The organism is Pseudonocardia oroxyli, from assembly GCF_900102195.1.
GTDB classification, from domain to species: domain Bacteria; phylum Actinomycetota; class Actinomycetes; order Mycobacteriales; family Pseudonocardiaceae; genus Pseudonocardia; species Pseudonocardia oroxyli.
On the sequence record NZ_FNBE01000004.1, the window covers coordinates 385,376 to 407,169 of the forward strand.

Here is a 21,794-nt window from a genome sequence, read left to right on the forward strand (position 1 = left end):
CGGCGCGCATGCTGCGGGGAGCGGCCCGGCGCGAGGTCGGGTCGGAACAGGGTGTGGCGGGGGCGGCCGGGCTACTCGGCGAACCCGGGTGCCACACCCCACCCTACCGGGCCGGACGTGCCGTCACCCCGGGGCGGGCGCCTGCCCGGCTGAGCACGGCCAGACAGACCAGCGCCAGACAGGCGACGACCACGAGCAGCGCGGGGTAGCCGAACCCGGGGGCCAGGGGGGCGAGCACCAGCGGCAGCAGGAACCCGAGGTAGGTCAGCGAGTAGTACACGGCGGTGACCCCGGCGAGGTGGTCCGGCGCGGCGATCCGCTGCACCTCGATGAGCCCGCTGACCAGGGAGATCCCGAAGCCCGAGCCCAGGATCGCGCTCGCCACCACGGCGACGACGAGCGAGCCGGTGACCGCGGTCAGCGCCGCGACGAGCGAGCCCAGCGCGATCAGGCCCAGGCCGAGCCTGCCGCCGACGAGGGGGTTGCGCGCGTCGAGCCTGCGGGCGGTGGACTGGATCCCCACCCCCGCCGACAACGTGACGGCGGTGAGCAGGGTCGCAAAGAACAAGCCGAACCCCGCGGTGCGGTCCCCCAGGGCGGCGGGCTGGACGGCGAAGGACACTGCCGGGCCCGCGAACACCCAGGGGGCCAGCGGCAGGACCCGGGCCCGGAACCGGGGATCGCGCAGCCGGGTCGTCCAGCCGCCCGCCGCGGGGGACGCGACCTCGGCGGTCTTCTGGGCCCGCGGTCGGGTCTCCGGGGCCCGGCGGACCAGCACGATCACCGGCAGCGTCACCAGGATGTGGGCGAGGTAGGGCAGCTCCATCGGCAGCGGCGCCCACTGCGCCAGCACCCCGCCGACGACCGGGCCCACGCCGAACCCGGCGGACAGCGACAGCGCCGCGCGCCGCGCCCCGGCCGAGGAGTCCGCCTCGGGCTCGTGCGGGGCCTGGGACAGCTCCTTCACCCAGGTGGACCCGACCGCCATCGCCACGCCCGTGACCAGCCCGAACAGGAACCGGCCGGTGAACAGCAGGGTCTCGGAGAACGCCCCGAGCGCCAACACCGCGCTCGCGGGCACCGAGAGGACGACCGCGGGCAACAGCACCGCCCGGCGCCCGTACCGGTCCGACAGCGGACCGCCGACGAACAGCCCCGGGGCCAGCCCGGCGACGTAGACGCCGAAGAACGCCGCCACCACCGTCGCCGAGTAGTGCCCCTGCTCCCGGTACATGACCATCAGCGGCGAGAACTGGTTCGCGCCGTACCCGATCACGAACAGGACGGCGGCCACACGCGCCCACGACTTCATACCCATCCCCAACACCCCCGTGAGTGGCGATAGTCGCCAGAGCGACCATCGCCACTCACGGCTCAGGCGGACTTGGCCTTCTTGCGCCAGGTGGTCAGGACGCGCTCGGTGTAGCCGTTGGGCTCGGTCCGGCCGGTGAGGACCAGCTCCAGGGCCGCCTGGAAGCTCTCGCTGTGCTCCAGGTCCTTGGCCATGGCCGGGTAGCCGGGCTCGTCCGCGTTCTGCTCGTCGACCAGCACCGCCATGCGGGCGAAGGTGTCCCGGACGGTCTGCTCGTCCAGGAGGCCGTGGTGCAGCCAGTTCGCGACGAGCTGCGCGGAGATCCGCAGCGTGGCGCGGTCCTCCATCAACCCGACGCCCTCGAGGTCCGGCACGGTCGAGCAGCCGATGCCCAGCCCGACCCAGCGCACGACGTAGCCGAGGATCGACTGCGCGTTCGTCTCCAGCTCGTGGGTGATCGCCTCGGCCGAGGGGGCCTCGGCCTGCAGCGGCAGCACGAGGAGCTTCGACCGGTCCGCGGTGCGGCCCTTCAGCGACTCCTGGACGGCGTGGACGTCCGTGCGCAGGTAGTGCAGCGCGTGCAGGGTCGCCGCGGTCGGCGACGGCACCCACGCGCAGTTCGCGCCCTGCCGGGGCTGCGCCCCCTTCTGCGCCAGCATGTCCGCCATCGCGGCGGGCTTGGCCCACATGCCCTTGCCGATCTGCGCGGTGTGGGCGAACCCGGAGGCCAGCGCGACGTCGACGTTGCGGTCCTCGTAGGTGGTGAGCCAGGTGGAGGACTTCATGTCCCCCTTGGGGATCACCGGCCCGGCGACGAAGCAGGTGTGGATCTCGTCGCCGGTGCGGTCCAGGAAGCCCGTGTTGACGAAGATGACCCGGTCCCGCGCCGCGGCGACGGCGCTCGCGAGGTTGACGCTGGTGCGCTTCTCCTCGTCCATGATGCCGATCTTGAGCGTGCGCGCGGGCAGCCCGAGGACCTCCTCGACCGCCGCGAACAGCTCGACGGTCAGCGCCACCTCGTCCGGCCCGTGCTGCTTGGGCTTCACGATGTACATCGAGCCGGTGCGGGAGTTGGAGTACCGGCCCCTGCCGGACAGGTCGTACTGCGCGGCGGCGGCCGTGACCAGCGCGTCGAGCACGCCCTCGGCGATCTCCCGACCGTCGACCAGCACGGCGTCCGTGGTCATGTGGTGGCCCACGTTGCGGACCAGCAGCAGCGAGCGGCCGGGCAGGGTGAGCGGGGCGCCGTCGGCGCCGGTGTACTCGCGGTCGCCGTTCACCCGGCGGGTGACGGTCCGGCCGCCCTTCGGGAACTCCGAGACCAGCTCGCCGGTCATCAGGCCCAGCCAGGTGCGGTAGGCGTTCGCCTTGTCCTCGCCGTCGACCGTCGCGACCGAGTCCTCCAGGTCGACGATGGCGGTGACCGCGGACTCCAGCAGCACGTCCGAGACGCCGGCGTGGTGCTGGCGCCCGACCTGCGACTCCGGGTCGATCGTGAGCTCGACGTGCAGCCCGTTGCGCTGCAGCAGGATCGACGACTCGCCGAACCCGGCGAACTGGGCGGGGTCGGCCAGCCCGGACTCGGCCGCCCCGCTGAACGCGACGAAGCCCTGCTCCCCCGCGGTGTACCGCTCGACGTCCGCGTGCGACCCCTGGGCCAGCGGGAACAGCTCGTCGAGCAGCTCGTCCGCGGCCGCGATGACCTGGGCGCCGCGGCGCTCGTCGTAGCCCTTGGCGAGCTCGAACTCCTGCGGCAGGGCGTCGGTGCCGTAGAACGCGTCGTACAGCGAGCCCCAGCGGGCGTTCGCGGCGTTGAGCGCGTAGCGCGGCACCGTCGCGGGCACCACGAGCTGGGGCCCGGGGATCTCGGCGATCTCGGCGTCGACGTTCTCCACGGTGATCGCGACCGGCTCGTCGGCGGGCAGCAGGTAGCCCAGCTCGGTGAGGAACGCGGCGTACTCCTCGGCCGTGCCCGCGCCGTGCGACTCGTGCCAGGTGTCGATCTGCGCCTGCAGCTCGCCCCGGCGGGCCAGCAGCTCCGCGATCCGCGGGGCGAACCGGGTCTGGAGGTCCTCGAGCGCCGTCCAGAACGCGTCCGGGGTGAGGTCCAGACCCGCGAGGAGCTCGTCCTCCACGAAGGTCTTGAGCTGGGGGTCGACCTGCAGGGCCATCGGGAATCCTCTCGTCACGTCTGGCTCATTTCTACCAGACGGAGTGGCTTTTCCGCATCATGGAATGTAGAGTCCGCGCTTGTGACCACGGACATACCCCGCCCGACGGGCGTGCAGTCCCTCGCCCGCGCGTTCGGGGTGCTGGAGTCGCTGGCCGAGCTGGGCGGCGAGGCCGGGCTCTCCGAGCTCGCCGCGGCCACCGGCCTGGCGCCGGGCACCATCCACCGGCTCGTGCGCACGCTCGTGGACCTCGGGTACCTGCGGCAGCTGCCGTCGCGGCGCTACACGCTGGGGCCCAAGCTGGTCGGGCTGGGTGAGACGGCGGCGCACCAGTTCGGCCGCTGGGCGCAGCCGGTGCTCGCGGAGCTGGTCGCGCAGATCGGCGAGACGGCCAACCTCGCGCTGCTGGACGGCGACCAGGCCGTCTACGTGGCCCAGGTCCCGTCGCCGCACTCCATGCGGATGTTCACCGAGATCGGGCGCCGGGTGCCGGTCCACTGCACCGGAGTCGGGAAGGCGCTGCTCAGCGCGCTGCCCGCCGCGGAGTCGGCCGCGATCGTCGCGCGCACCGGGCTGCCCGCCGTCACGCCGACCACGATCACCGACCCCGCCGCGTTCGCGGCCGAGATCGCCGAGGCCCACGTCCGCGGCTACGTGCTGGACGAGGGCGAGCAGGAGACCGGCGTGCGCTGCGTCGCCGCCCCGGTCGTGGGCCCCGGTGCGGGCGACAACCGGGCCGCCGTCTCGGTCTCCGGCCCCACCTCCCGCATGGACGACGCGACGATCACCCGCATCGCCCCGCTCGTCGTCGCCGCGGGCCGCAGGCTCGGCGCCCTCCTGGCCACGGCGTGACGGCACCCCGGACCCTGACCGAACGTCTGGTCTCGGGACGCCCGAGCCGCCCGCCCCGACCTACGCTCCACACGTTCCCACCACGAGGAGGTCAGTGATGCCTCTGGACCCGATCGCGCGCGCCGCGATCACCGCGGCGCTCCCGCCGGACGAGGTCGTCGACGATCCCGTCCGCACCCGCGCCTACGAGTGCGACGGGCTGACCGGCTACCGCGTCCGGCCGGAGATGGTGCTCATCCCGCGAGACGCCGCGGGGGTGGCGAGGGCGGTCGCGGCCTGCCACCGCAACGGGGTGCCGTTCGTGGCCCGCGGCGCCGGGACCGGGCTGTCCGGCGGCGCGCTGCCGGTGGCGGACGGCGTCGTGATCTCGGTGGCCCGGCTCAACCGCGTCCTGGAGGTCGACGTCGAGAACCGGCGCGCCGTCGTCGAGCCCGGGGTGACGAACCTGGAGATCACCGCGGCCGTGGCGCGGCACGGGCTGTACTTCGCCCCGGACCCGTCGAGCCAGCAGGTGTGCACCATCGGCGGGAACGTCGCGGAGAACTCCGGCGGCGCCCACTGCCTGAAGTACGGGTTCACCACCAACCACGTGTACTCCTGCGAGGTGGTCCTGCCGGACGGGTCGCTGGTCACCCTCGGCGGGGACACCGGCGAGCAGCAGGGCCCCGACCTGCGCGGGGTGTTCCTCGGCTCGGAGGGCACGCTGGGGATCACCGTGTCGGTCACGGTGAAGCTGCTGCGCACGCCCGAGACCGTCCGGACGCTGCTGGCGGACTTCCCGTCCGTGGCCGCGGCGGGGGACGTGGTCAGCGACATCGTGGCGGCGGGGATCGTGCCCGCCGCCGTCGAGATGATGGACACGCTCGCGATCGAGGCCGCCGAGGAGGCGGTGCACGCGGGCTACACCGTGGGCACCCCGGCCGCGCTCGTCGTGGAGCTCGACGGGCCGATCGAGCAGTGCGACTCCGAGTTCGCGCAGGTCAAGGAGATCTGCGACCGCCACGGGTGCACGCGGCTGCACATCGCGGGCTCCCCGGAGGAGCGGGCGGCTATCTGGCGGGGCCGCAAGGCGGCGTTCGCGGCGGTCGGCCGGATCTCTCCGGACTACTTCGTGCAGGACGGCGTCGTCCCCCGCACCCGGCTGGCCGAGGTGCTGCAGCGGATCGCGGAGATGGGCGAGGAGGCCGGGCTGCGCGTGGCGAACGTCTTCCACGCGGGCGACGGCAACCTGCACCCGCTGGTGCTCTACAGCGCGGCGAAGGGCGAGACCGAGCGGGCCGAGCACCTGTCCGGGCGGATCGCGGAGCTGTGCGTGGAGCTGGGCGGGTCGCTGTCCGGTGAGCACGGCATCGGCATGGACAAGGCCTGCTCGATGCCGACGATGTTCGGCGAGGAGGACCTCGCGGTGATGCAGCGCGTGCGGGAGGCCTTCGACCCGACCGGCATCAGCAACCCGGGCAAGGTCCTGCCCACGCCGCGGCTGTGCGGCGAGCGACCCGGGAGGTACCGGGCGCATCCCCTGGAGGAGGCGGGAGTGATCGAGCGGCTATGAGGACCCTGGTGAGACCGACCTCGCTCGCCGAGGCCCGCGCGGCGCTGCTCGACTCGGCGGGCCCGGTGGCGATCGCGGGCGCCGGCACGGCCGCGACCTGGGCGGGCGCGCTCGGCCCGGTCGAGACCGAGCTCTCCACGACCGGGCTGAGCGGCGTGCTGACCCACAATCCCGGGGACATGACGGTCTCGGTGCGCGCCGGGACGCCCCTGCGCGAGCTGCAGGCCGCCGTCCGCGAGCACGGCCAGCACGTGTCGTTCGACGCCGCCCGCGTCGAGGAGGGCGCGACCGTCGGCGGGCTCCTCGCGACCGGGGACGCGGGACCCTCCGCGCTGGTCCACGGCTCGCTGCGCGATCTCGTGATCGGCACGACCACCCTGCTCTCCGACGGCGCCGTGGTCCGCTCGGGCGGGCACGTGATCAAGAACGTGGCCGGCTTCGACATCTCGAAGCTGCTCCACGGCTCCTACGGCACCCTGGGCCTGCTCGTCGAGGTCGTCCTGCGGCTGCACCCGGTGCCCGCGGCGGTCGGCACCGTCGCGGTGGAGTGCGACCTGCCCGAGGCCGCCCGGCTCGCGGGCGAGCTGCTCGCGTCGCAGCTCGAGCCGACGGCGGTGGAGTGGCTCTCCAGCGGGAGGCTCCTGGTCCGCATCGACTCCACCGAGGAGGCGCTCCCCGCCCGGCTCGACCGGGTGGTCGCGCTGGTCGGCGGCACCCCGGACCCCGTGAGCGGCGATCGTCGCCCCGGCGACGATCGCCGCTCACGAGGGTGGGAGGAGCACGCCGCGCTCACCCGCGGGACCCCCGGCGAGGCGGTGCTGCGGATCGGGGTGAAGCCCTCACTGCTGCCCGGTCTGCTGGCGCGGCTGCCCGTCGGCACGGTGACCGCGGGCCTCGGCACCGGTGTGGCCACGGTGTCCGTGCCCGTCGGCGAGGTCGCCGCGGCCCACGCGGCCGTGCACGCCGCGGGCGGCACCAGTGTGCTGCGCACCCGGCCCGTGTCCGGGACCGCCGTGCCCGCGTGGGGACCGCCGCCCAGCGCGGTGGCCGTGCTCCGCGCCGTCAAGCAGAAGTTCGACCCCGACTCCAGGTTCGGCCCCGGCCGTTTCGACCCGTGGGAGATCTCGTGAGCACCACCCCTGCCGGCTCCGCGCACACGAACCTGCCGCAGACCGGCCCGAGCGCCTTCGACGACCACCACCCGCCGCAGCGCGAGCTGCTCGACGACTGCGTGCACTGCGGGTTCTGCCTGCCCACCTGCCCCACCTACCAGCTGTGGGGCGAGGAGATGGACTCCCCGCGCGGCCGGATCTACCTCATGGACCTGGCCGAGAAGGGCGAGATCGGGCTCGAGGGCCCGCTGCAGGAGCACGTCGACGCGTGCCTGGGCTGCATGGCCTGCGTGACCGCCTGCCCCTCCGGCGTGCAGTACGACAAGCTCCTCGAGTCGGTGCGCCCACAGCTCGAGCGCAACGTCGAGCGCAGCCGGGCGGACCGGCTGTTCCGCGAGGCGATCTTCGCGTTGTTCCCCTACAAGCGGCGGCTGCGGGCGGCCGCGCTGCCCGGGGCGCTCTACCAGAAGCTGCCCTTCCTGCGGACGCTCGCCGAGAAGCTCCCGGAGCGGTTCGCCACCGAGCTGTCTGCGCGGCTCGCCGCGCTGGAGTCCCTGCTCCCGCCGGTCACCGTGCGCGAGGCGTTCGCCCGGCTGCCCGAGCACACCCCCGCCGTCGGGCCGAAGCGGGGAACCGTCGCGCTGCTGTCCGGCTGCGTGCAGGACGTGTTCTTCCACCGGGTCAACGAGGCCACCGTCCGGGTGTTCTCGGCCGAGGGGTTCGACGTCGTCGTGCCCCGGGACCAGCAGTGCTGCGGCGCGCTGGAGCTCCACGCGGGCCGCGAGGACCCGGCGCTCGCCCGCGCGAAGCGCACCATCGCGACCTTCGCCGACCTGGGCGTGGACCACGTGATCGCCAACGTCGCCGGGTGCGGGTCGTCCATGAAGGACTACGGACACCTGCTCGCCGACGACCCCGAGTGGGGGCCCCGGGCGAAGGCCTTCTCCGACTCGGTGAAGGACGTCTCCGAGGTGCTCGCCGCCGCGGGGCCGGTCGCACCCCGCTCACCGGTGCGCGCCCGCGTCGCCTATCACGACGCCTGCCACCTCGGCCACGCCCAGGGCGTGCGCGAGCAGCCCCGCGCGGTCCTGCGCAGCATCCCGGAGCTGGAGCTGGTCGACATCCCGGACGCAGCCCTGTGCTGCGGCTCCGCGGGGATCTACAACATGATCAACCCGGAGCCTGCCGACGAGCTGGGGAGGCGCAAGGCGGACAACGTGCACTCCGTCCACCCGGAGATCGTGGTGACCGCCAACCCGGGCTGCCTGCTGCAGATCGGCAAGCACCTGGGCGGGGACCTCCCCCTGCTGCACCCGGTCCAGCTCCTCGACGCCAGCATCCGCAACGTGCCGGTCCCCGAGAGCTGAGGAACCGTCGGGGGGCGCGTCTCGGCGGGCCGCCCCTGGACCACGGGACCTTCCCCAACGCGGCCACCGCCGCCTCCTGCGGGACCTGTGGCGTTCTCAGGAGTCGTTCAGCGCCCACCCTGCCGAGCGGGGCCGGGCGGTGTGACAGTCGGGGGATGACGCACGCCACCACCCTCCCTCTGCACATGCGACGGGACCGCTTCGACCCGGTCCCCGAGCTGGGTGCCCTGCGCGAGCGGCCGGGCCTGACGAAGGTCCGCACGCCGATGGGCCTGGAACCGTGGCTGGTGACCCGCTGGGCGGACGTACGCGAGGTGCTGGGGGACCCGGCGCGGTTCAGCAACGCGTTCGTCGCGCCGATGCAGCAGGGCCGCAGCCCCGAGGAGGTCGCCCGGATGCGGGCGGGCAACCTGCTCGCCCAGGACCCGCCCGAGCACACTCGGCTGCGGCGGCTGCTGACCGGCGAGTTCACCGGCCGCCGGATGCGCAGGCTGGAGCCGCGGGTGCAGGCGATCGTCGACGAGCACCTCGACGCCATGGAACAGAAGGGGCCGCCCGCGGACCTCGTCGCGGACTTCGCGCTGCCGGTCCCCTCGCTGGTGATCTGCGAGCTGCTCGGCGTGCCGTACGAGGAGCGCCGCGAGTTCCAGGAGCGCAGTGGCAGGCTGCTCGACGTCTCGCTGCCGCTGCCCGAGCGGCTGGCGGCCTCGGACGAGCTGCGGTCGTACATGGCACGGCTCGTGGCCGGGCAGCAGGCGGACCCGGGCGAGGAGCTGCTCGGCATGCTGATCCGCGAGCACGGCACCGAGGTCACCACCGACGAGCTGATCGGCATCGCGAACCTGCTGCTCATCGCGGGCCACGAGACCACGTCGAACATGCTGGGTCTGGGCACGCTCGCGCTGCTCCACCACCCCGACCAGCTCGCCCTCGTGCGGGACGACCCGGAGGCGGTCGGCCCGGCGATCGAGGAGCTGCTGCGCTGGCTGTCCATCGTGCACAGCGGGACGTTCAAGATCGTCACCGAGGACACCGAGATCGCGGGCACCCCGATCCCGAAGGGCGACACGGTCATGCTGTCCCTGCCCGCGGCGAACCGCGACCCGGAGCTGCTCGACCGCCCGGAGGAGCTCGACGTCCGGCGCGGCGCGCTCGGCCACGTCGCCTTCGGCCACGGCGTCCACCACTGCCTCGGCGCCCCGCTGGCCCGGATGGAGATGCGCACGGCCTTCCCGGCCCTGTTCCGGCGCTTCCCGACCCTGCAGGTCGCCTCGGACGAGGAGCACTTCCGCTCCTTCAACGCGATCTTCGGAATGGAGTCGCTGCCGGTCGCCTGGTGAGGGACAGTGCGCCCGTGAAGCGCACCATCGACGAGTTCGAGATCGACGACGACGCGTCCCGGATCGACCGGGACGCGGCCTGGGCGTGGCTGTCCACACAGGCCTACTGGGGCCGCTGGCGGCGCCGCGAGCACCTCGAGGCGCAGTTCGACAGCGCCTGGCGGGTGGTCGGGGTCTACCGCGGCCCCGACATGGTCGGCTCGGCCCGCGCGGTGTCCGACGGCGTGGCGTTCGCCTACCTGGCGGACGTCTGGGTCCACGAGTCGGCGCGCGGGCGAGGGTTGGGCAAGGCGCTCGTCGAGGAGATCGTCGCCGGAGGTCCGGGCATGCGGTGGGTGCTGCACACGAAGGACGCCGAGGGGCTCTACCAGCGGTTCGGGTTCCGACCGGCCGACGCGACCGTGTGGGAGCGCCCCGCAGCGATGAGTTCCGGCGACGGCCCCGGTCCCTCCTGACGAGACCCACACACAGGAGGAACCATGACCGCCACGACCGCCCGCACCGTCACCACCGCCCGCCGCTCCCCCGCCCGGATCGCCCTGTACACGCTGCAGGTCGTGCTCGGCCTCTTCCTCGCCGTCGGCTCGGGGCTGCCGAAGCTGTTCGGCGAGGCCACCGCCGTGCAGATCTTCGACCAGATCGGTGCGGGCCAGTGGCTGCGCTACCTGGTCGGGATCTGCGAGGTGGCGGGCGGCATCGGGCTCCTGGTCCCGGTGGTCGCCGGCCTCGCCGCCGCCTGCTTCGTCGCCCTGATGGTCGGGGCGACGGTCGTGCAGCTGACCGTGGTGCACGCCTACTGGTACACCCCCGTGATCATCGGCGTGCTGATGGCGGTCGTCGCGTGGGCTCGCCGCGCGGAGATCGTCGCCCTCCTCCGCCGCTGATCCGTCGGTCAGGCGATCCGGTCGGGGACGCCGCGGTCGGTCCCGTCGGGCAGCGTGGCGCGGCTGTCACCGGGCGCGGTGACCAGCGCGGACACGCCGTCCGGACCCGGGACCACCCGGCGGACCCGGCCCGCGGGGAGCACGATCGAGTCCCCCGCGTCGACCGCCTCCACGCGACGCCGGCCGAGCAGGGCCACCCGCAGGCGCGCCCGATGCACGGGTTCGCCCTGCAGGCCGTGGGCACCGGCTGCACCGCGGCGGACCTGGGTCGGGCGCTGGGCGTGAGCAAGCAGGCCGCGGCCAAGACGATCGCCGGCCTCGAGGCGGCGGGCTACGTCGAGCGGTCCGCCGATCCCGGGGACGCCCGCCGCGTCGTCGTCCGTCCGACGGCGCACGGCCGCGATCTGCTCGCCCGCTCCGCGGCGATCTTCGACGCCCTCCGCGCGGAGTGGGCGAACCGGCTCGGCGAGGACACGTCCGCACGATCGAGGACGCCCTCGCGCAGGTCGCGGCCCCGCCCCGGCTCGACACCCCGACCCGGCTCACCCGCTGAGCGCCCCACCCGCGTCCGTCCCGGATTGAGACAGCGACCCTCGCGCGGGGGTGAGACGCTGCCCCCACCGTCCCCGGACCGGCCGGGGACCGAGCACGTGCGGAGGAAGCCGTGATCCTCATCGTCCTGAAGGCGTCGATCAAGCCGGACAAGCGCGAGGAGTGGCTGAAGGGCATCACCGAGTACACCGCGGCGGTCCGCGCGGAGCCGGGCAACGTCTCGTTCGACTTCTACGAGAACGCCCAGGACGCCAACGAGTTCGTGATCGTGGAGACGTTCCGGGACGGCGACGCGGGGTCCGCGCACGTCCAGACCGAGCACGCCCGGAACTTCTTCCCGTGGATGGGTGGCGTGGTCACGCGCAAGCCGTACATCAACTACCAGGACCTCGACGGGGACGCCTGGAACGAGATGGCCGAGGTCGAGCCCCGCTGACCGAGGCCGGCCCCGAACGAGTGCCGGACGGGGCCGTGGACACTCTGCGTGACAGCCGACTCTTCTGTGACGGCGTCACGGACGTGGATTCTCGAATCCACTTCCGCGACCATTCACGTCGGGGTGATATCCCCGCGGGCACCGAACCGCCGGGCAGGTCTCCTCGATTAACTCAGTGCGAGGCGCGAGTTGCTCCTCGAGAAGAGATCCCGTGAATGGAGTGCCCAAGATGGGTCGCAACGCGTTCGACAGCGTGACGTCGGTCTTCAAGCGCAAGTCGTCCGAGGAGTCCGGTCGCCGGCTCGCGTTCGAGTACGAGTCCTACGACAAGTCCAAGGAGGAGGAGTACCGCTCCTTCGAGGGCAAGCGTCGCGGCCACCGCCACCACTGAGCCGCACCCGAGACGACCCCGCCCCGTCCGCGGGGCGGGGTCGTCTGCGCGCTTGACCTGCACGAACGGAGCTCACGGTGGCCACCCCCGCCCTCCCGGTCCGCACGGTCCTCGCCCACTTCCGGCCCTTCATCAAGCCCTATCGCGGCCGGCTGGCGATCTGCCTGGCGCTCATCGCGGTGGGCCCGGTGCTCGATGCGGCGAACCTGTGGCTGTTCAAGGTCCTCGTCGACGACGTCCTGACTCCGCGCAATTTCGAACTGTTCGGCACGGTTGCTGCATTGTTCGTCGGCGTCATGGTCGTCGGCGGAATTCTGTCCTTTGCGGACGACTACCTCTGCACGTGGGTCGGTGAACGATTCGTCCTGGATCTACGGGATCGACTGTTCGCCCACATGCATCGCATGTCGCCCGGATTCTTCGAGCGCCGCCCGGTCGGTGACCTGCTCGCCCGGCTCTCCGGGGACGTCAACGCGATCGAGTCACTCGTCGTGTCCGGTCTCATGCAGCTCGTCTCCTTCGGCACCCGCCTGCTCGTCTACGGCGGCCTGCTGTTCTTCCTGAACTGGCAGCTGGCGCTCGTCTCGCTCGTCAGCGTGCCCGCGTTCGCGCTCGCCTCCCGCTGGTTCTCCCGGCGGTTGAAGGCCGCCGCCCGCGAGACGAGCCGGCGCGGCGGGCAGATCGGCGCCGTCGCCGAGGAGTCCCTGGGCAACGCCGCGCTCGTGCACGCCTACAACCGCCAGCCCGCCGAGACCCGCCGCTTCCGCACCGAGAACCTCGGCTCCTTCGCGGCGTCGATGGTGGCCGCCCGGCTGCGCGCGCTGTTCTCGCCGCTGATCGACCTGTTCGAGGTCGCCGCCGTCCTGGTCGTGGCGGGCTTCGCCGTCTGGCAGATGGCGCAGGACGCGCTGACCCTCGGCGGGCTGATCGTGTTCCTGGGCTACCTCTCCCAGATGTACGCGCCGATCAAGGGCCTCGCCGGGCTGACCAACACCGTCTTCGCCGCCAGCGCGGGCGCCGAGCGGATCATCGAGATCCTCCGCGAGCAGCCGTCGGTCGAGGAGTCACCGCACCCAGTGCCGCTCGGTCGCGCCCGCGGCGCGATCACGCTCGAGAACCTGCGCTTCGCCTACCCCGGCACCGAGCGGCCCGCCCTCGACGGCGTGACGGTGACCGTCCCGCCCGGCGGGACCCTCGCCGTCGTCGGGCCCAGCGGGGCGGGCAAGACCACGCTCACGAAGCTGCTGCTGCGCTTCTACGACCCGGACGCGGGCCGGGTGCGGCTCGACGGCGTCGACCTGCGGGACCTGTCGCTGGTGCGGGTCCGGGAGAACCTCGCGGCGGTGCTGCAGGAGACCCTCGTGTTCGACGGCACCGTGCGCGACAACATCCTGTGGGGCAGGCCCGACGCCACCGAGGAGGAGCTGGTCGCCGCCGCAGTGGCCGCGGATGCGCACGACTTCGTGACCGCGCTGCCCCAGGGCTACGACACCCCCGTCGGACAGCGCGGTCGGATGCTCTCCGGCGGCCAGCGCCAACGGCTCGCCATCGCCCGCGCCATGATCCGCGACGCCCCGGTCCTGCTGCTCGACGAGCCCACCACCGGCCTCGACGCCCACTCCACCGAGCAGGTCATGGGCCCGATGCGGCGGCTCATGCACGGCCGGACCACCATCGTGATCAGCCACAACCTGCTCACCGTCACCGACGCCGACCAGATCCTCTACCTGGAACACGGCCGGGTCCTCGGCGCGGGCACCCATCATGAGCTGCTGATCAACTGCCCCGGCTACGCCCATCTGCACCGCCTGCACCACGGCCCCGGCGCCCGTCGGGCCGGCACCGCACAGAGCGCGGCCACGCAGAGGCCGACCACGCAGAGCCCGACTACGCTGAGCCCGACCGCCCAGAGCCCGACCACGCAGGGCGGCACCGGCAGGCCCGGCGCCGTCTGGGCCGATCTCGACCGCGAGCGCGCCCGCCACCGCTACCCGGTCGGCCACCCGCAGGGCCCGCGACCCCAGCCGGTCCCGCGCCGTCGCGCCCGCACCGGTGCAGCCCGCCTGTTCCAGAGCAACGGCCACTGAACCCGTGAGTGGCGATGGTCGCCATGGCGACCATCGCCACTCACGAGGTCCGGGCGCTCGCCTCGTGCTCGGCCCGCACCCGGTTGACGAGATCGACGAGCTCCGCGTCCTCCTTGAGCGCCTTGCGCGCGCGGGGCGGAAGCTCCTGCAGGCGCTTCTCCTCGCCGCGCAGCACCTCGATCAGCCGCGCCCGCTCGGTCGGGTCCTCGCAGGCCAGGTACTCCTTCGCCCGACGGCGCACGGTCGCGGAGGCGTTGACCGCCTTGCCCTTCGGGCTGGCGAGCGAGGCGATGACGGTCAGGACCAGCACGCCGATGATCACGCTGAGCGAGACCGCCGTGCTGATCTCGACGACGTTGACGTGCTCGCCGTCGTTGATGAACGGCACGTTGTTCTCGTGCAGGGCGTGCAGGATCAGCTTCACGCCGATGAACGCCAGGATCGCCGCGAGCCCGTAGGACAGGTAGACGAGCCGGTCCAGCAGGCCGTTGATCAGGAAGTAGAGCTGGCGCAGGCCCAACAGGGAGAAGGCCGTCGCGGTGAACACGATGTAGGTGTTCTGGGTGAGGCCGAAGATCGCCGGGATGGAGTCCAGGGCGAACAGGATGTCCGTGCCGCCGATGGCGACCATCACCAGCAGCATGGGGGTCATGACCCGCTTGCCGTTCTCGACGGTGAACAGCTTGTCGCCGTCGTAGTGCTCGGAGGTGCGCAGGAAGCGCCTCGCGAGCCGGATGACGAAGTTGTCCGCCTCGTCCTGGCCACCCTCGCCCTTGAGCAGGTTCCCGGCCGTGATCAGCAGGATGAGGCCGAACAGGTAGAACACCCAGGCGAACGTGTTGATCAGCGCGGCGCCCACGAAGATGAACGCCGTCCGCGCGATCAGCGAGAACACGATGCCGAACAGCAACACCTTCTGCTGGTCGGCGCGGGGCACGGAGAAGCTGCCCATGATGATGAGGAAGACGAACAGGTTGTCGACCGACAGTGCCTTCTCGGTGACGTAGCCCGCGAAGTACTCGGCGCCCATCGTCGGGTCGCCGAAGAGCAGCAGGCCCACGCCGAACAACACCGCGATGCCGACGTAGAGGGCCGACCAGACGGTGGCCTCCCGCAGGGTCGGGACGTGCGCCTTGCGGACGTGGAACACGAAGTCGAACACCAGCAGCCCGACGATCGCGAGGACCGTCAGCCACCACACGACGGGAGGCACGGACACGAGGTCTCCTCAGGGGTCCACGAGACAGTGGCGTGAGCATAGGGACGAACCGGGCAGTCGGCACATGATCCGTGCCCGGTCGGGGTACCCGGCGGCCGTGACCACGACGTTGCGCGCGGATCCCGTCGCCCTGACCACCGCCTTCCGGGACGCGCGTTGTCTGCCCCGGCTACGGGCCTGGTTGCGGGAACACGTCGGCGAGGCCGAGAGCTGCGGGGACGCCGAACTCGTCTGCACCGAGCTCGTCACCAACGCCGTGGAGCACGCGCGCGGGCCGCGGTCGGTGGAGCTGGCCGTCTCCGAGGACCGGGTGCGTGTCGCGGTGACCGACGGCAGTCCGGAGCGCGACCCCGTCGCCGGCCGGTCGCGGTTCGAAGGCGAGCACCGGGGTCGCGGGTTGACCCTGGTCGCGGCGCTGAGCGAGTGGACCGTGCGCGTTGCGCGACGCTCGAAGACCGTCGAGGCCACCGTCCTGACACCGGACTGACCAACCCGGAGTGCGCCAAGAGCAAGAACGAAGGAGGGGGCCGTCAGGCCACTCACCGAGGCCGCCGGTCCGCGAGGTCCCGGCTCACCACGGCGTCAGCTCACCGAGGGCGCTCCTCTACATGCCGCGGTAGGCCGCCATCGCGTCGGCGAGCAGGTTGCCGAGGCTCTCGCGGCCGGAGCGGCCCGGCGTCCGCTCGGCGGCCGCCGGGGTCGCCGAGTCGCCGGGGGCGTTGTCCGGCTCGCCCGTGGACCCGGTCGTCGACGTCGTCGCGCCCTGGTCCGGCGCCTCGGCCGACCGGCGCCGGTGTCGGCGGGCACCCGTGTCCTCGGCCGCCCGCGCCTGATCGAGCCCGGCGCCGGGCTCAGCGCCTGGTCCGTCGCTCGGTTCCGGGAGTTCCTGGACGAGTTGGGCGCCGGACTCGCCGTCCGTGCCGTGGACGGTGCCGCGCAGGCGCACCGCGCCGAGCCCGTCCATACCGATCGGGTCCCGCGAGACCGCCATGGCGACGGCCGCCGCGAGGTCTCCCAGCACCGGCTGCATCCAGGCCGCGCTCTCGGCCCGGTCGCGCCCGGGCAGGTCGACCCGCAGGGTCGCCGGGTCCTCGGGGCGCACGCGTCCCCGCCGCGGGAGGTGGACGCGCATCCGGTCGGTGAGATCACGCAGGATCCGCTCGGCCTGCGGGGAGTGCACCCGACGATCGCCCTCGACGAGGTCGATCACCACCGTCGTGCCCACGGCCGCCGGATCCGGCTCCCGCCCACCCGAGTCCGACGGGCTCTCCCCCGCCTCCGGACGACGCCGCCTGCCCGAGGCTCCCGCCTCGCCCGATCCGGACCGCGCCCCGTCCGCAGGCCCCTCACCGCCCGTACCGACTGGAGGACCGACGACCCCGGACGCCGCCGCGGCGCCTGCGACGGTCGGTGCCGCAGCAGGCTCCGCACGACCCCACACCCGGTCGAGCTCGGCGATCGCCTCGCGCAGCCAGTCGCCCGCCCCGTCGGCCGGGGCCCCGCCGTTCGCTCCCGTGGGTTTCGCGGCGACCGCCGCCGACACCGCGGACGCGGAACCCCTCGCCTCGTCCGACGCCGCCGGCAGGTCCGCCTCGGCGGCCGCGTGCCCGGCCCTCCGCCTCGACGAGGTAGAGCCGGCTCCGTGCCGCCCCGAGCCGTCGCGTGCGGCGTCGGCCGTCGCCTCGTGCGGAGCGGTCTGCTCACCGTGCCCACCGGCCGGCTCGCCGTGACCAGCCCGGTCGCCGTGCCGACCGGCCTGGTCTGAGTCTCGACCAGCCTGGTCGTCATGCACACCCGCCTGGCCGCCGCGTCGACCGGCAACATCGCCGACACGCCCGCTCACCTCGAGTTCGGGTCGGCCTGCTTCGCCGCCATGCCGGCCAGCCGCATCGCCGCGCCGACTGCCCGCGTCCCCGTGCCGGCTCGCATTGTCGCCGCGCCGGTCCGCCGCGTCGCTCTGCCGACCCACCTCATGGCCCTGCCCACCGGCCTCGTCCCCGCCGCGCCGACCCGCCTGATCGCCACCGTGCGCCCCGCGCGTGCCGCTGTCGGGCACCCCGACACCGAGGACGTCCTGGTCGCGGTCCGATCCGCCACGCGGCGAGTCGGCCGTCGCATCGTCCCGGTCGGCACGCGGTGACCGCGGAGCGGACTCCTCCGCCGCCCGCCGGCGCGCCGGGCGACGCACCGGCGCGCCGCCGGCCGGAGCGCCCGCGGTGTCGGCTCCCTCATGACGACTTCCCCCGTCCGCGGCGTCGGCTGATCGCGCCGCCGCCCCTGCCGCGGCGGTGGCCGCCGACTCGCCGGTACGGGACCGGGTCAGCCGCGGCCACGAGCCCGCGCGGTCGCCGTCGTCGCTCCACTGCCCCGAGGCCCGCAACTCCGAGATCAACGCGTCACCGAGCAGCGCCCCGTACGAGGTGGCCGAACGGCCATTCGTCGCAGGCTCGTCGATCGGGACAGCGGTGGCCCGCCGCCGCTGCGTGAGACGGCGCGGACGCTCCGCGGGCTCGGCCCCGTCGTCCGACTGTGCCTCGCCGGTGTTCCCCGCCGACTTGGGCCGGCCGTTCCGGCGCCCGTCCTCGGGTGCCGCGCCGGCGACGGGCGGCGTGCCGAGGCCATCGTCGGATCGTCGGACCGGCCGCGGTTCGGCGAGCGGGCCACCGAGCAGCGCGTCCGCCTCCGAGGAGAAGCCGCCCAGCAGGGCGTCGATCGCGCTCATCCCGCTCGGCGGAGCTGCGGCCCCCGGCTTGGTGTCAGTCGCGGTGCGCTCCGGTGGGGTGGGGCCGTGTCCGGTCGCCGACTCGTCGAGGAGTCTGTCCGCGGGCCGCACGTCGGTGCTGCGCGCCCCGCGACGTCCGAGCGCCGCCTCGAAGTCCGCCACGAGCTCTCGGTGGCGACGGCCGCGCTCCTTGTCCCGCTGCTCGGCGGCCATTCCGGCCCGCATCTCCCGCAGCGCGACGTCCAGGGCTCCGGTCCGCTCGGCGAGCTCGGCCAGGGCGGTCCGACAGGCGGCCTCGAGGCCCGGAAGGTCCACGACCGCGGCCAGGTCGGCGGCCTCGGCCAGCGCAGTGCCGGTGGCGGCCTCGTCCTCCGACGTGGCTCGCGCGACCGCGAGCCGCAGCCGAGCCGCCTGCGCGTTGGCTCGTCCGGGAGCCGCGACGAGCGCCCCTCGGGCGACACCGTGCGCCTCCGCTCGCCTGCCCGCCTCCAGCAACGCCGCGATCCGATGCGCCAGCAGAGCGTCGTAGAGCGAGGGAGCGGCACGGCGCCCCCCGGCCCCGTCGAGGACCCGAAGGCCCTCAGTGGCCGCCTCGACCGCCGCCACGGACGCCGCCCGGTCGAGCGCGACCGTCGCGGCGACCAGCTCGACGGCAGCCCGGGCCACGGACCCCGCGAGCGCATCGGCGTCCGCCCGCGCGCGGGACAGCAGGGCATCGACCGTGCTCGCAGCCTCCCCGGCCGAGACCGCGCACCGGATCAGGACGAGCCGTGCGTCCAGCCGGACCTCGGCCGATCCGACGGCGAGCGTGAGGGCCTGCTGGGCGAGCCGCCGCGCGACACCGGTGTCCCCGTTCTCCTGGGAGACCGACGCCACCTCGACGACGAGCCGTGCACCGTCCGCCACCGCGGGCTCGACACCGCGCCGCGCGAGCTGCTCGAGCACCTCCGCGATCACGGTGCGCCCGTCGCCGGTCGCGGCGAGGCCGTGGGCGCGCCAGCCCGAGGCCAGCAGCCACACCGGATCGGTCTCCGGAGTGACCTCCGCAGCGTGCTCCGCGAGCCCGGCCGTGAGATCCGGCCTGCTCCACCGGAGCGACGCCGCGACCGTGGTCAACGCCGCCCCGGAGAGCTCGTCTGTGCCGTGCCGGACCGCCTCGGACATGCACCCTCCTGTGCGACCGACCACCCGGGTGGGATCCCGCTGTCTACCTCGCCCGATCGAGCCGCAGGGCCCGATCGCTCTCAGTCACGGGTGAGCTTACGGTGCGTGACACGGTGCGGACGCGCGGCATCCGCCCCGAGGCGCTCCACCTTGTTCTTCTCGTAGGCCTCGAAGTTGCCCTCGAACCAGAACCAGGCGGCCGGGTTCTCGTCGGTGCCCTCCCACGCGAGGATGTGCGTGACGACGCGGTCCAGGAACCACCGGTCGTGGGAGATGACCACGGCGCACCCGGGGAACTGCTCGAGCGCGTTCTCCAACGAGCCTAGCGTCTCGACGTCCAGGTCGTTCGTCGGCTCGTCGAGCAGGATCAGGTTGCCGCCGAGCTTGAGCGTGAGGGCCAGGTTCAGCCGGTTCCGCTCGCCGCCGGACAGCACGCCCGCGGGCTTCTGCTGGTCGGGGCCCTTGAACCCGAAGGCCGCGATGTAGGCGCGCGAGGGCATCTCGGTCTGGCCGACGTGGATGTAGTCCAGGCCGTCGGACACGACCTCCCAGACGTTCTTCTTGGGGTCGATCCCGCCGCGGTTCTGGTCGACGTAGGACAGCTTCACCGTCTCGCCGACCTTGACCTCGCCGGAGTCCGGCTTCTCCAGCCCGACGATGGTCTTGAACAGCGTGGTCTTGCCGACCCCGTTCGGCCCGATCACGCCGACGATCCCGTTTCGCGGGAGCGAGAACGACAGGTCCTTGATCAGCTGACGGCCGTCGAAGCCCTTGTCCAGGTGCGAGACCTCCACGACCGTGCTGCCCAGGCGCGGGCCGGGCGGGATCTGGATCTCCTCGAAGTCCAGCTTCCGGTTCCGGTCCGCCTCGGCCGCCATCTCCTCGTAGCGGTCCAGCCGCGAGCGGCTCTTGGCCTGCCGCGCCTTCGGGTTGGACCGGACCCACGCGAGCTCGTCCTTCAGCCGCTTCTGCAGCTTCTGGTCCTTCTTGCCCTGGACCGCGAGGCGCTCGGCCTTCTTCTCCAGGTAGGTGGAGTAGTTGCCCTCGTAGGGGAAGGTGCGGCCGCGGTCCAGCTCGAGGATCCACTGCGCCACGTTGTCCAGGAAGTACCGGTCGTGGGTGACCGCCAGGACGGCGCCGGGGTAGGACGCCAGGAACTGCTCGAGCCAGAGGACGCTCTCCGCGTCCAGGTGGTTGGTCGGCTCGTCGAGGAGCAGGAGGTCGGGCTTGGACAGGAGCAGCTTGCACAGCGCGACGCGGCGGCGCTCACCACCCGAGAGGTGGGTGACCGGGGCGTCCGGCGGCGGGCAGCGCAGGGCGTCCATCGCCTGCTCCAGCTGAGAGTCGAGCTCCCAGGCGTCCGCGTGGTCCAGCTCCTCCTGGAGGGTGCCCATCTCCTCCATCAGCGCGTCCGAGTAGTCCGTCGCCATCTGTTCGGCGATCTCGTTGTATCGGTCGAGCTTCTGCTTGATCTCGCCGACGCCCTCCTCCACGTTGCCGAGGACGGTCTTCTCCTCGTTGAGGGGAGGCTCCTGCTGCAGGATCCCGACCGTGGCGCCCGGGGCGAGGAAGGCCTCGCCGTTGTTCGCCTGGTCCAGGCCGGCCATGATCCGCAGCACGGTCGACTTGCCGGCGCCGTTGGGACCCACGACGCCGATCTTCGCCCCCGGGTAGAAGCTGATCGAGGCGTTGTCGAGGATGACCTTGTCGCCGTGCGCCTTGCGCACGTTCTTCATGGTGTAGATGAACTCCGGCACGCGCACGATGGTAGTTCCGGTCACTTCACGTCCTCCCGACAGGTGCACCGGCGACCTCCGAGACGGGGTCACCGGGCTCCAGCGGAGCGCCGTCCCGAACGTCCATGGAGGGGTGTTCGGCTCGAGTGCCGGGACCACGGGGGCCGTCCGAGAGCGGTGTGCCGTCGTCGAGCAGCGACCCGTCCGCCGCGCGCCGCACCCGGTTGACCACCGCGGTGGCGGTGTTGAGGTCCGGGCCCACCGCCTCCGCCACGAGACTCACCGCGGTGCGGGGACGGCCCTCCTGCTCGAACTCACGCACGTACAGCCGGCCGTGGACGATCACCGGGTCACCCTTGGCGAAGGTCTGCTTCACGTTCCGGCCGAGATGACGGCGCCAGACGTCCACGGAGAGATACGAGGTGGACGACTCCTTCCACGCCCCGGTCTGTCGGTCGTAGAAGCCGTGGTTGCAGGCCATGCGAAAGGACACGACCTCACGGCCTGCGCCGAGATCGCGGATCACGGGCTCGTTCGTCAGCCGGCCGACGACGGTGGTCAGGATGTCGCTCACAGGTCTCTCCTCGCTCGGTGCGGGTCGCAGTGCGTCCAGCATCGGGCCGCGAGAAGGGTTCGAGCGTCGTCGGCGACGATCTGGGGATGGGCGGTGCCGCGTGTGGACAACCGCCACCTCTGCGCCGCGCGAGGCCCGGATTCGTCGGCATCGTGTGGTAGCGGCGTCCTCTGCCGAATCCGGGAATGCAGAAAGGCCCCGCAGCGAATGCTGCGGGGCCTTTCCGATTGTTTGATGTCGGCGGCGACCTACTCTCCCACACCCTGGCGAGTGCAGTACCATCGGCGCTGGAGGGCTTAGCTTCCGGGTTCGGGATGGGACCG

Annotated in this window: 19 protein-coding genes and 1 rRNA gene; 12 read left to right on the forward strand and 8 right to left on the reverse strand. The window is 73.0% G+C overall.

Annotated features, from left to right (window positions below):
- Positions 1 to 103: 103 nt before the first annotated feature.
- Together BLS43_RS08900 and BLS43_RS08905 are read right to left on the reverse strand one after the other, a co-directional pair.
- Entirely contained in the window at positions 104 to 1,318 is a 1,215-nt protein-coding gene (locus tag BLS43_RS08900; RefSeq protein ID WP_093079716.1) for an MFS transporter, read from the reverse strand.
- A gap of 56 nt (positions 1,319 to 1,374) precedes the next feature.
- On the reverse strand, positions 1,375 to 3,483 hold the full coding sequence (locus tag BLS43_RS08905) for a malate synthase G (RefSeq protein WP_093079721.1): 2,109 nt from the start codon (positions 3,481 to 3,483) through the stop codon (positions 1,375 to 1,377).
- An 81-nt stretch (positions 3,484 to 3,564) separates the two neighbouring features.
- Between BLS43_RS08905 and BLS43_RS08910 the strand changes: the two genes are divergently transcribed.
- The 7 genes from BLS43_RS08910 to BLS43_RS08940 all read left to right on the forward strand — a co-directional run bounded on the left by BLS43_RS08910 (position 3,565) and on the right by BLS43_RS08940 (position 10,590).
- Positions 3,565 to 4,335, forward strand: a complete 771-nt coding sequence (locus BLS43_RS08910; RefSeq protein ID WP_245707384.1) for an IclR family transcriptional regulator — start codon at positions 3,565 to 3,567, stop codon at positions 4,333 to 4,335.
- 97 nt (positions 4,336 to 4,432) lie between these two features.
- A complete protein-coding gene (locus tag BLS43_RS08915) occupies positions 4,433 to 5,887 on the forward strand; it encodes an FAD-linked oxidase C-terminal domain-containing protein (protein WP_093079728.1) in 1,455 nt (484 codons plus the stop codon).
- Complete coding sequence (locus tag BLS43_RS08920; RefSeq protein WP_093079732.1) at positions 5,884 to 7,017, forward strand: FAD-binding oxidoreductase; 1,134 nt, start codon at positions 5,884 to 5,886, stop codon at positions 7,015 to 7,017. Before BLS43_RS08915 ends, BLS43_RS08920 begins: the two co-directional genes overlap by 4 nt.
- Positions 7,014 to 8,366, forward strand: a complete 1,353-nt coding sequence (locus BLS43_RS08925; RefSeq protein ID WP_093079736.1) for a (Fe-S)-binding protein — start codon at positions 7,014 to 7,016, stop codon at positions 8,364 to 8,366. Before BLS43_RS08920 ends, BLS43_RS08925 begins: the two co-directional genes overlap by 4 nt.
- 155 nt (positions 8,367 to 8,521) lie before the next feature.
- Positions 8,522 to 9,706 carry a cytochrome P450 gene (locus BLS43_RS08930; protein WP_093079739.1) on the forward strand — a complete coding sequence of 395 codons (1,185 nt, stop codon included), beginning with the start codon at positions 8,522 to 8,524 and terminating at the stop codon, positions 9,704 to 9,706.
- Between the two features lie 14 nt (positions 9,707 to 9,720).
- Positions 9,721 to 10,161 carry a GNAT family N-acetyltransferase gene (locus BLS43_RS08935; protein ID WP_093079743.1) on the forward strand — a complete coding sequence of 147 codons (441 nt, stop codon included), beginning with the start codon at positions 9,721 to 9,723 and terminating at the stop codon, positions 10,159 to 10,161.
- Positions 10,162 to 10,185: 24 nt separating this feature from the next.
- Positions 10,186 to 10,590 carry a DoxX family protein gene (locus tag BLS43_RS08940; RefSeq protein ID WP_093079748.1) on the forward strand — a complete coding sequence of 135 codons (405 nt, stop codon included), beginning with the start codon at positions 10,186 to 10,188 and terminating at the stop codon, positions 10,588 to 10,590.
- A gap of 8 nt (positions 10,591 to 10,598) precedes the next feature.
- On the opposite strand, the gene BLS43_RS08945 is transcribed toward BLS43_RS08940, so the two are convergent.
- Positions 10,599 to 10,808 (reverse strand): hypothetical protein, encoded by a 210-nt coding sequence (locus tag BLS43_RS08945; RefSeq protein ID WP_093079752.1) that lies wholly within the window; start codon positions 10,806 to 10,808, stop codon positions 10,599 to 10,601.
- Here BLS43_RS08945 and BLS43_RS08950 point away from each other — a divergent pair.
- The 4 genes from BLS43_RS08950 (at position 10,803) to BLS43_RS08960 (ending at position 14,056) form a co-directional block, all read left to right on the forward strand.
- The gene (locus BLS43_RS08950) at positions 10,803 to 11,258 is read left to right on the forward strand and encodes a MarR family winged helix-turn-helix transcriptional regulator (RefSeq protein ID WP_093079756.1); all 456 of its coding nucleotides are present in this window, start codon (positions 10,803 to 10,805) and stop codon (positions 11,256 to 11,258) included. The two genes, BLS43_RS08945 and BLS43_RS08950, sit on opposite strands and share 6 nt — an antisense overlap.
- Positions 11,255 to 11,578: a putative quinol monooxygenase gene (locus BLS43_RS08955; protein WP_093079761.1), complete on the forward strand. Its 324-nt coding sequence runs from the start codon at positions 11,255 to 11,257 to the stop codon at positions 11,576 to 11,578. The genes BLS43_RS08950 and BLS43_RS08955 overlap by 4 nt, the downstream gene beginning before the upstream one ends.
- A 229-nt stretch (positions 11,579 to 11,807) precedes the next feature.
- Positions 11,808 to 11,969: a hypothetical protein gene (locus BLS43_RS29890; protein WP_176921232.1), complete on the forward strand. Its 162-nt coding sequence runs from the start codon at positions 11,808 to 11,810 to the stop codon at positions 11,967 to 11,969.
- A gap of 77 nt (positions 11,970 to 12,046) precedes the next feature.
- Entirely contained in the window at positions 12,047 to 14,056 is a 2,010-nt protein-coding gene (locus BLS43_RS08960) for an ABC transporter ATP-binding protein (protein WP_093079766.1), read from the forward strand.
- A 40-nt stretch (positions 14,057 to 14,096) separates the two neighbouring features.
- On the opposite strand, the gene BLS43_RS08965 is transcribed toward BLS43_RS08960, so the two are convergent.
- Positions 14,097 to 15,275, reverse strand: a complete 1,179-nt coding sequence (locus tag BLS43_RS08965; protein WP_093079771.1) for a TerC family protein — start codon at positions 15,273 to 15,275, stop codon at positions 14,097 to 14,099.
- A gap of 97 nt (positions 15,276 to 15,372) precedes the next feature.
- On the opposite strand from BLS43_RS08965, the gene BLS43_RS08970 reads away from it, so the two are divergent.
- On the forward strand, positions 15,373 to 15,762 hold the full coding sequence (locus BLS43_RS08970; RefSeq protein ID WP_176921233.1) for an ATP-binding protein: 390 nt from the start codon (positions 15,373 to 15,375) through the stop codon (positions 15,760 to 15,762).
- Between the two features lie 117 nt (positions 15,763 to 15,879).
- Here the strand turns inward: BLS43_RS08970 and BLS43_RS29895 are convergent, their stop codons facing one another.
- The 4 genes from BLS43_RS29895 to rrf form a co-directional block, all read right to left on the reverse strand.
- On the reverse strand, positions 15,880 to 19,161 hold the full coding sequence (locus BLS43_RS29895) for a hypothetical protein (protein ID WP_093079780.1): 3,282 nt from the start codon (positions 19,159 to 19,161) through the stop codon (positions 15,880 to 15,882).
- An 80-nt stretch (positions 19,162 to 19,241) separates the two neighbouring features.
- The gene (gene ettA / locus BLS43_RS08980; RefSeq protein ID WP_093080095.1) at positions 19,242 to 20,918 is read right to left on the reverse strand and encodes an energy-dependent translational throttle protein EttA; all 1,677 of its coding nucleotides are present in this window, start codon (positions 20,916 to 20,918) and stop codon (positions 19,242 to 19,244) included.
- Positions 20,919 to 20,943: 25 nt separating this feature from the next.
- Positions 20,944 to 21,471 carry a single-stranded DNA-binding protein gene (gene ssb, locus BLS43_RS08985; protein ID WP_176921234.1) on the reverse strand — a complete coding sequence of 176 codons (528 nt, stop codon included), beginning with the start codon at positions 21,469 to 21,471 and terminating at the stop codon, positions 20,944 to 20,946.
- A gap of 235 nt (positions 21,472 to 21,706) precedes the next feature.
- Positions 21,707 to 21,794 (reverse strand): 5S ribosomal RNA (gene rrf / locus BLS43_RS08990); the annotation flags it as partial.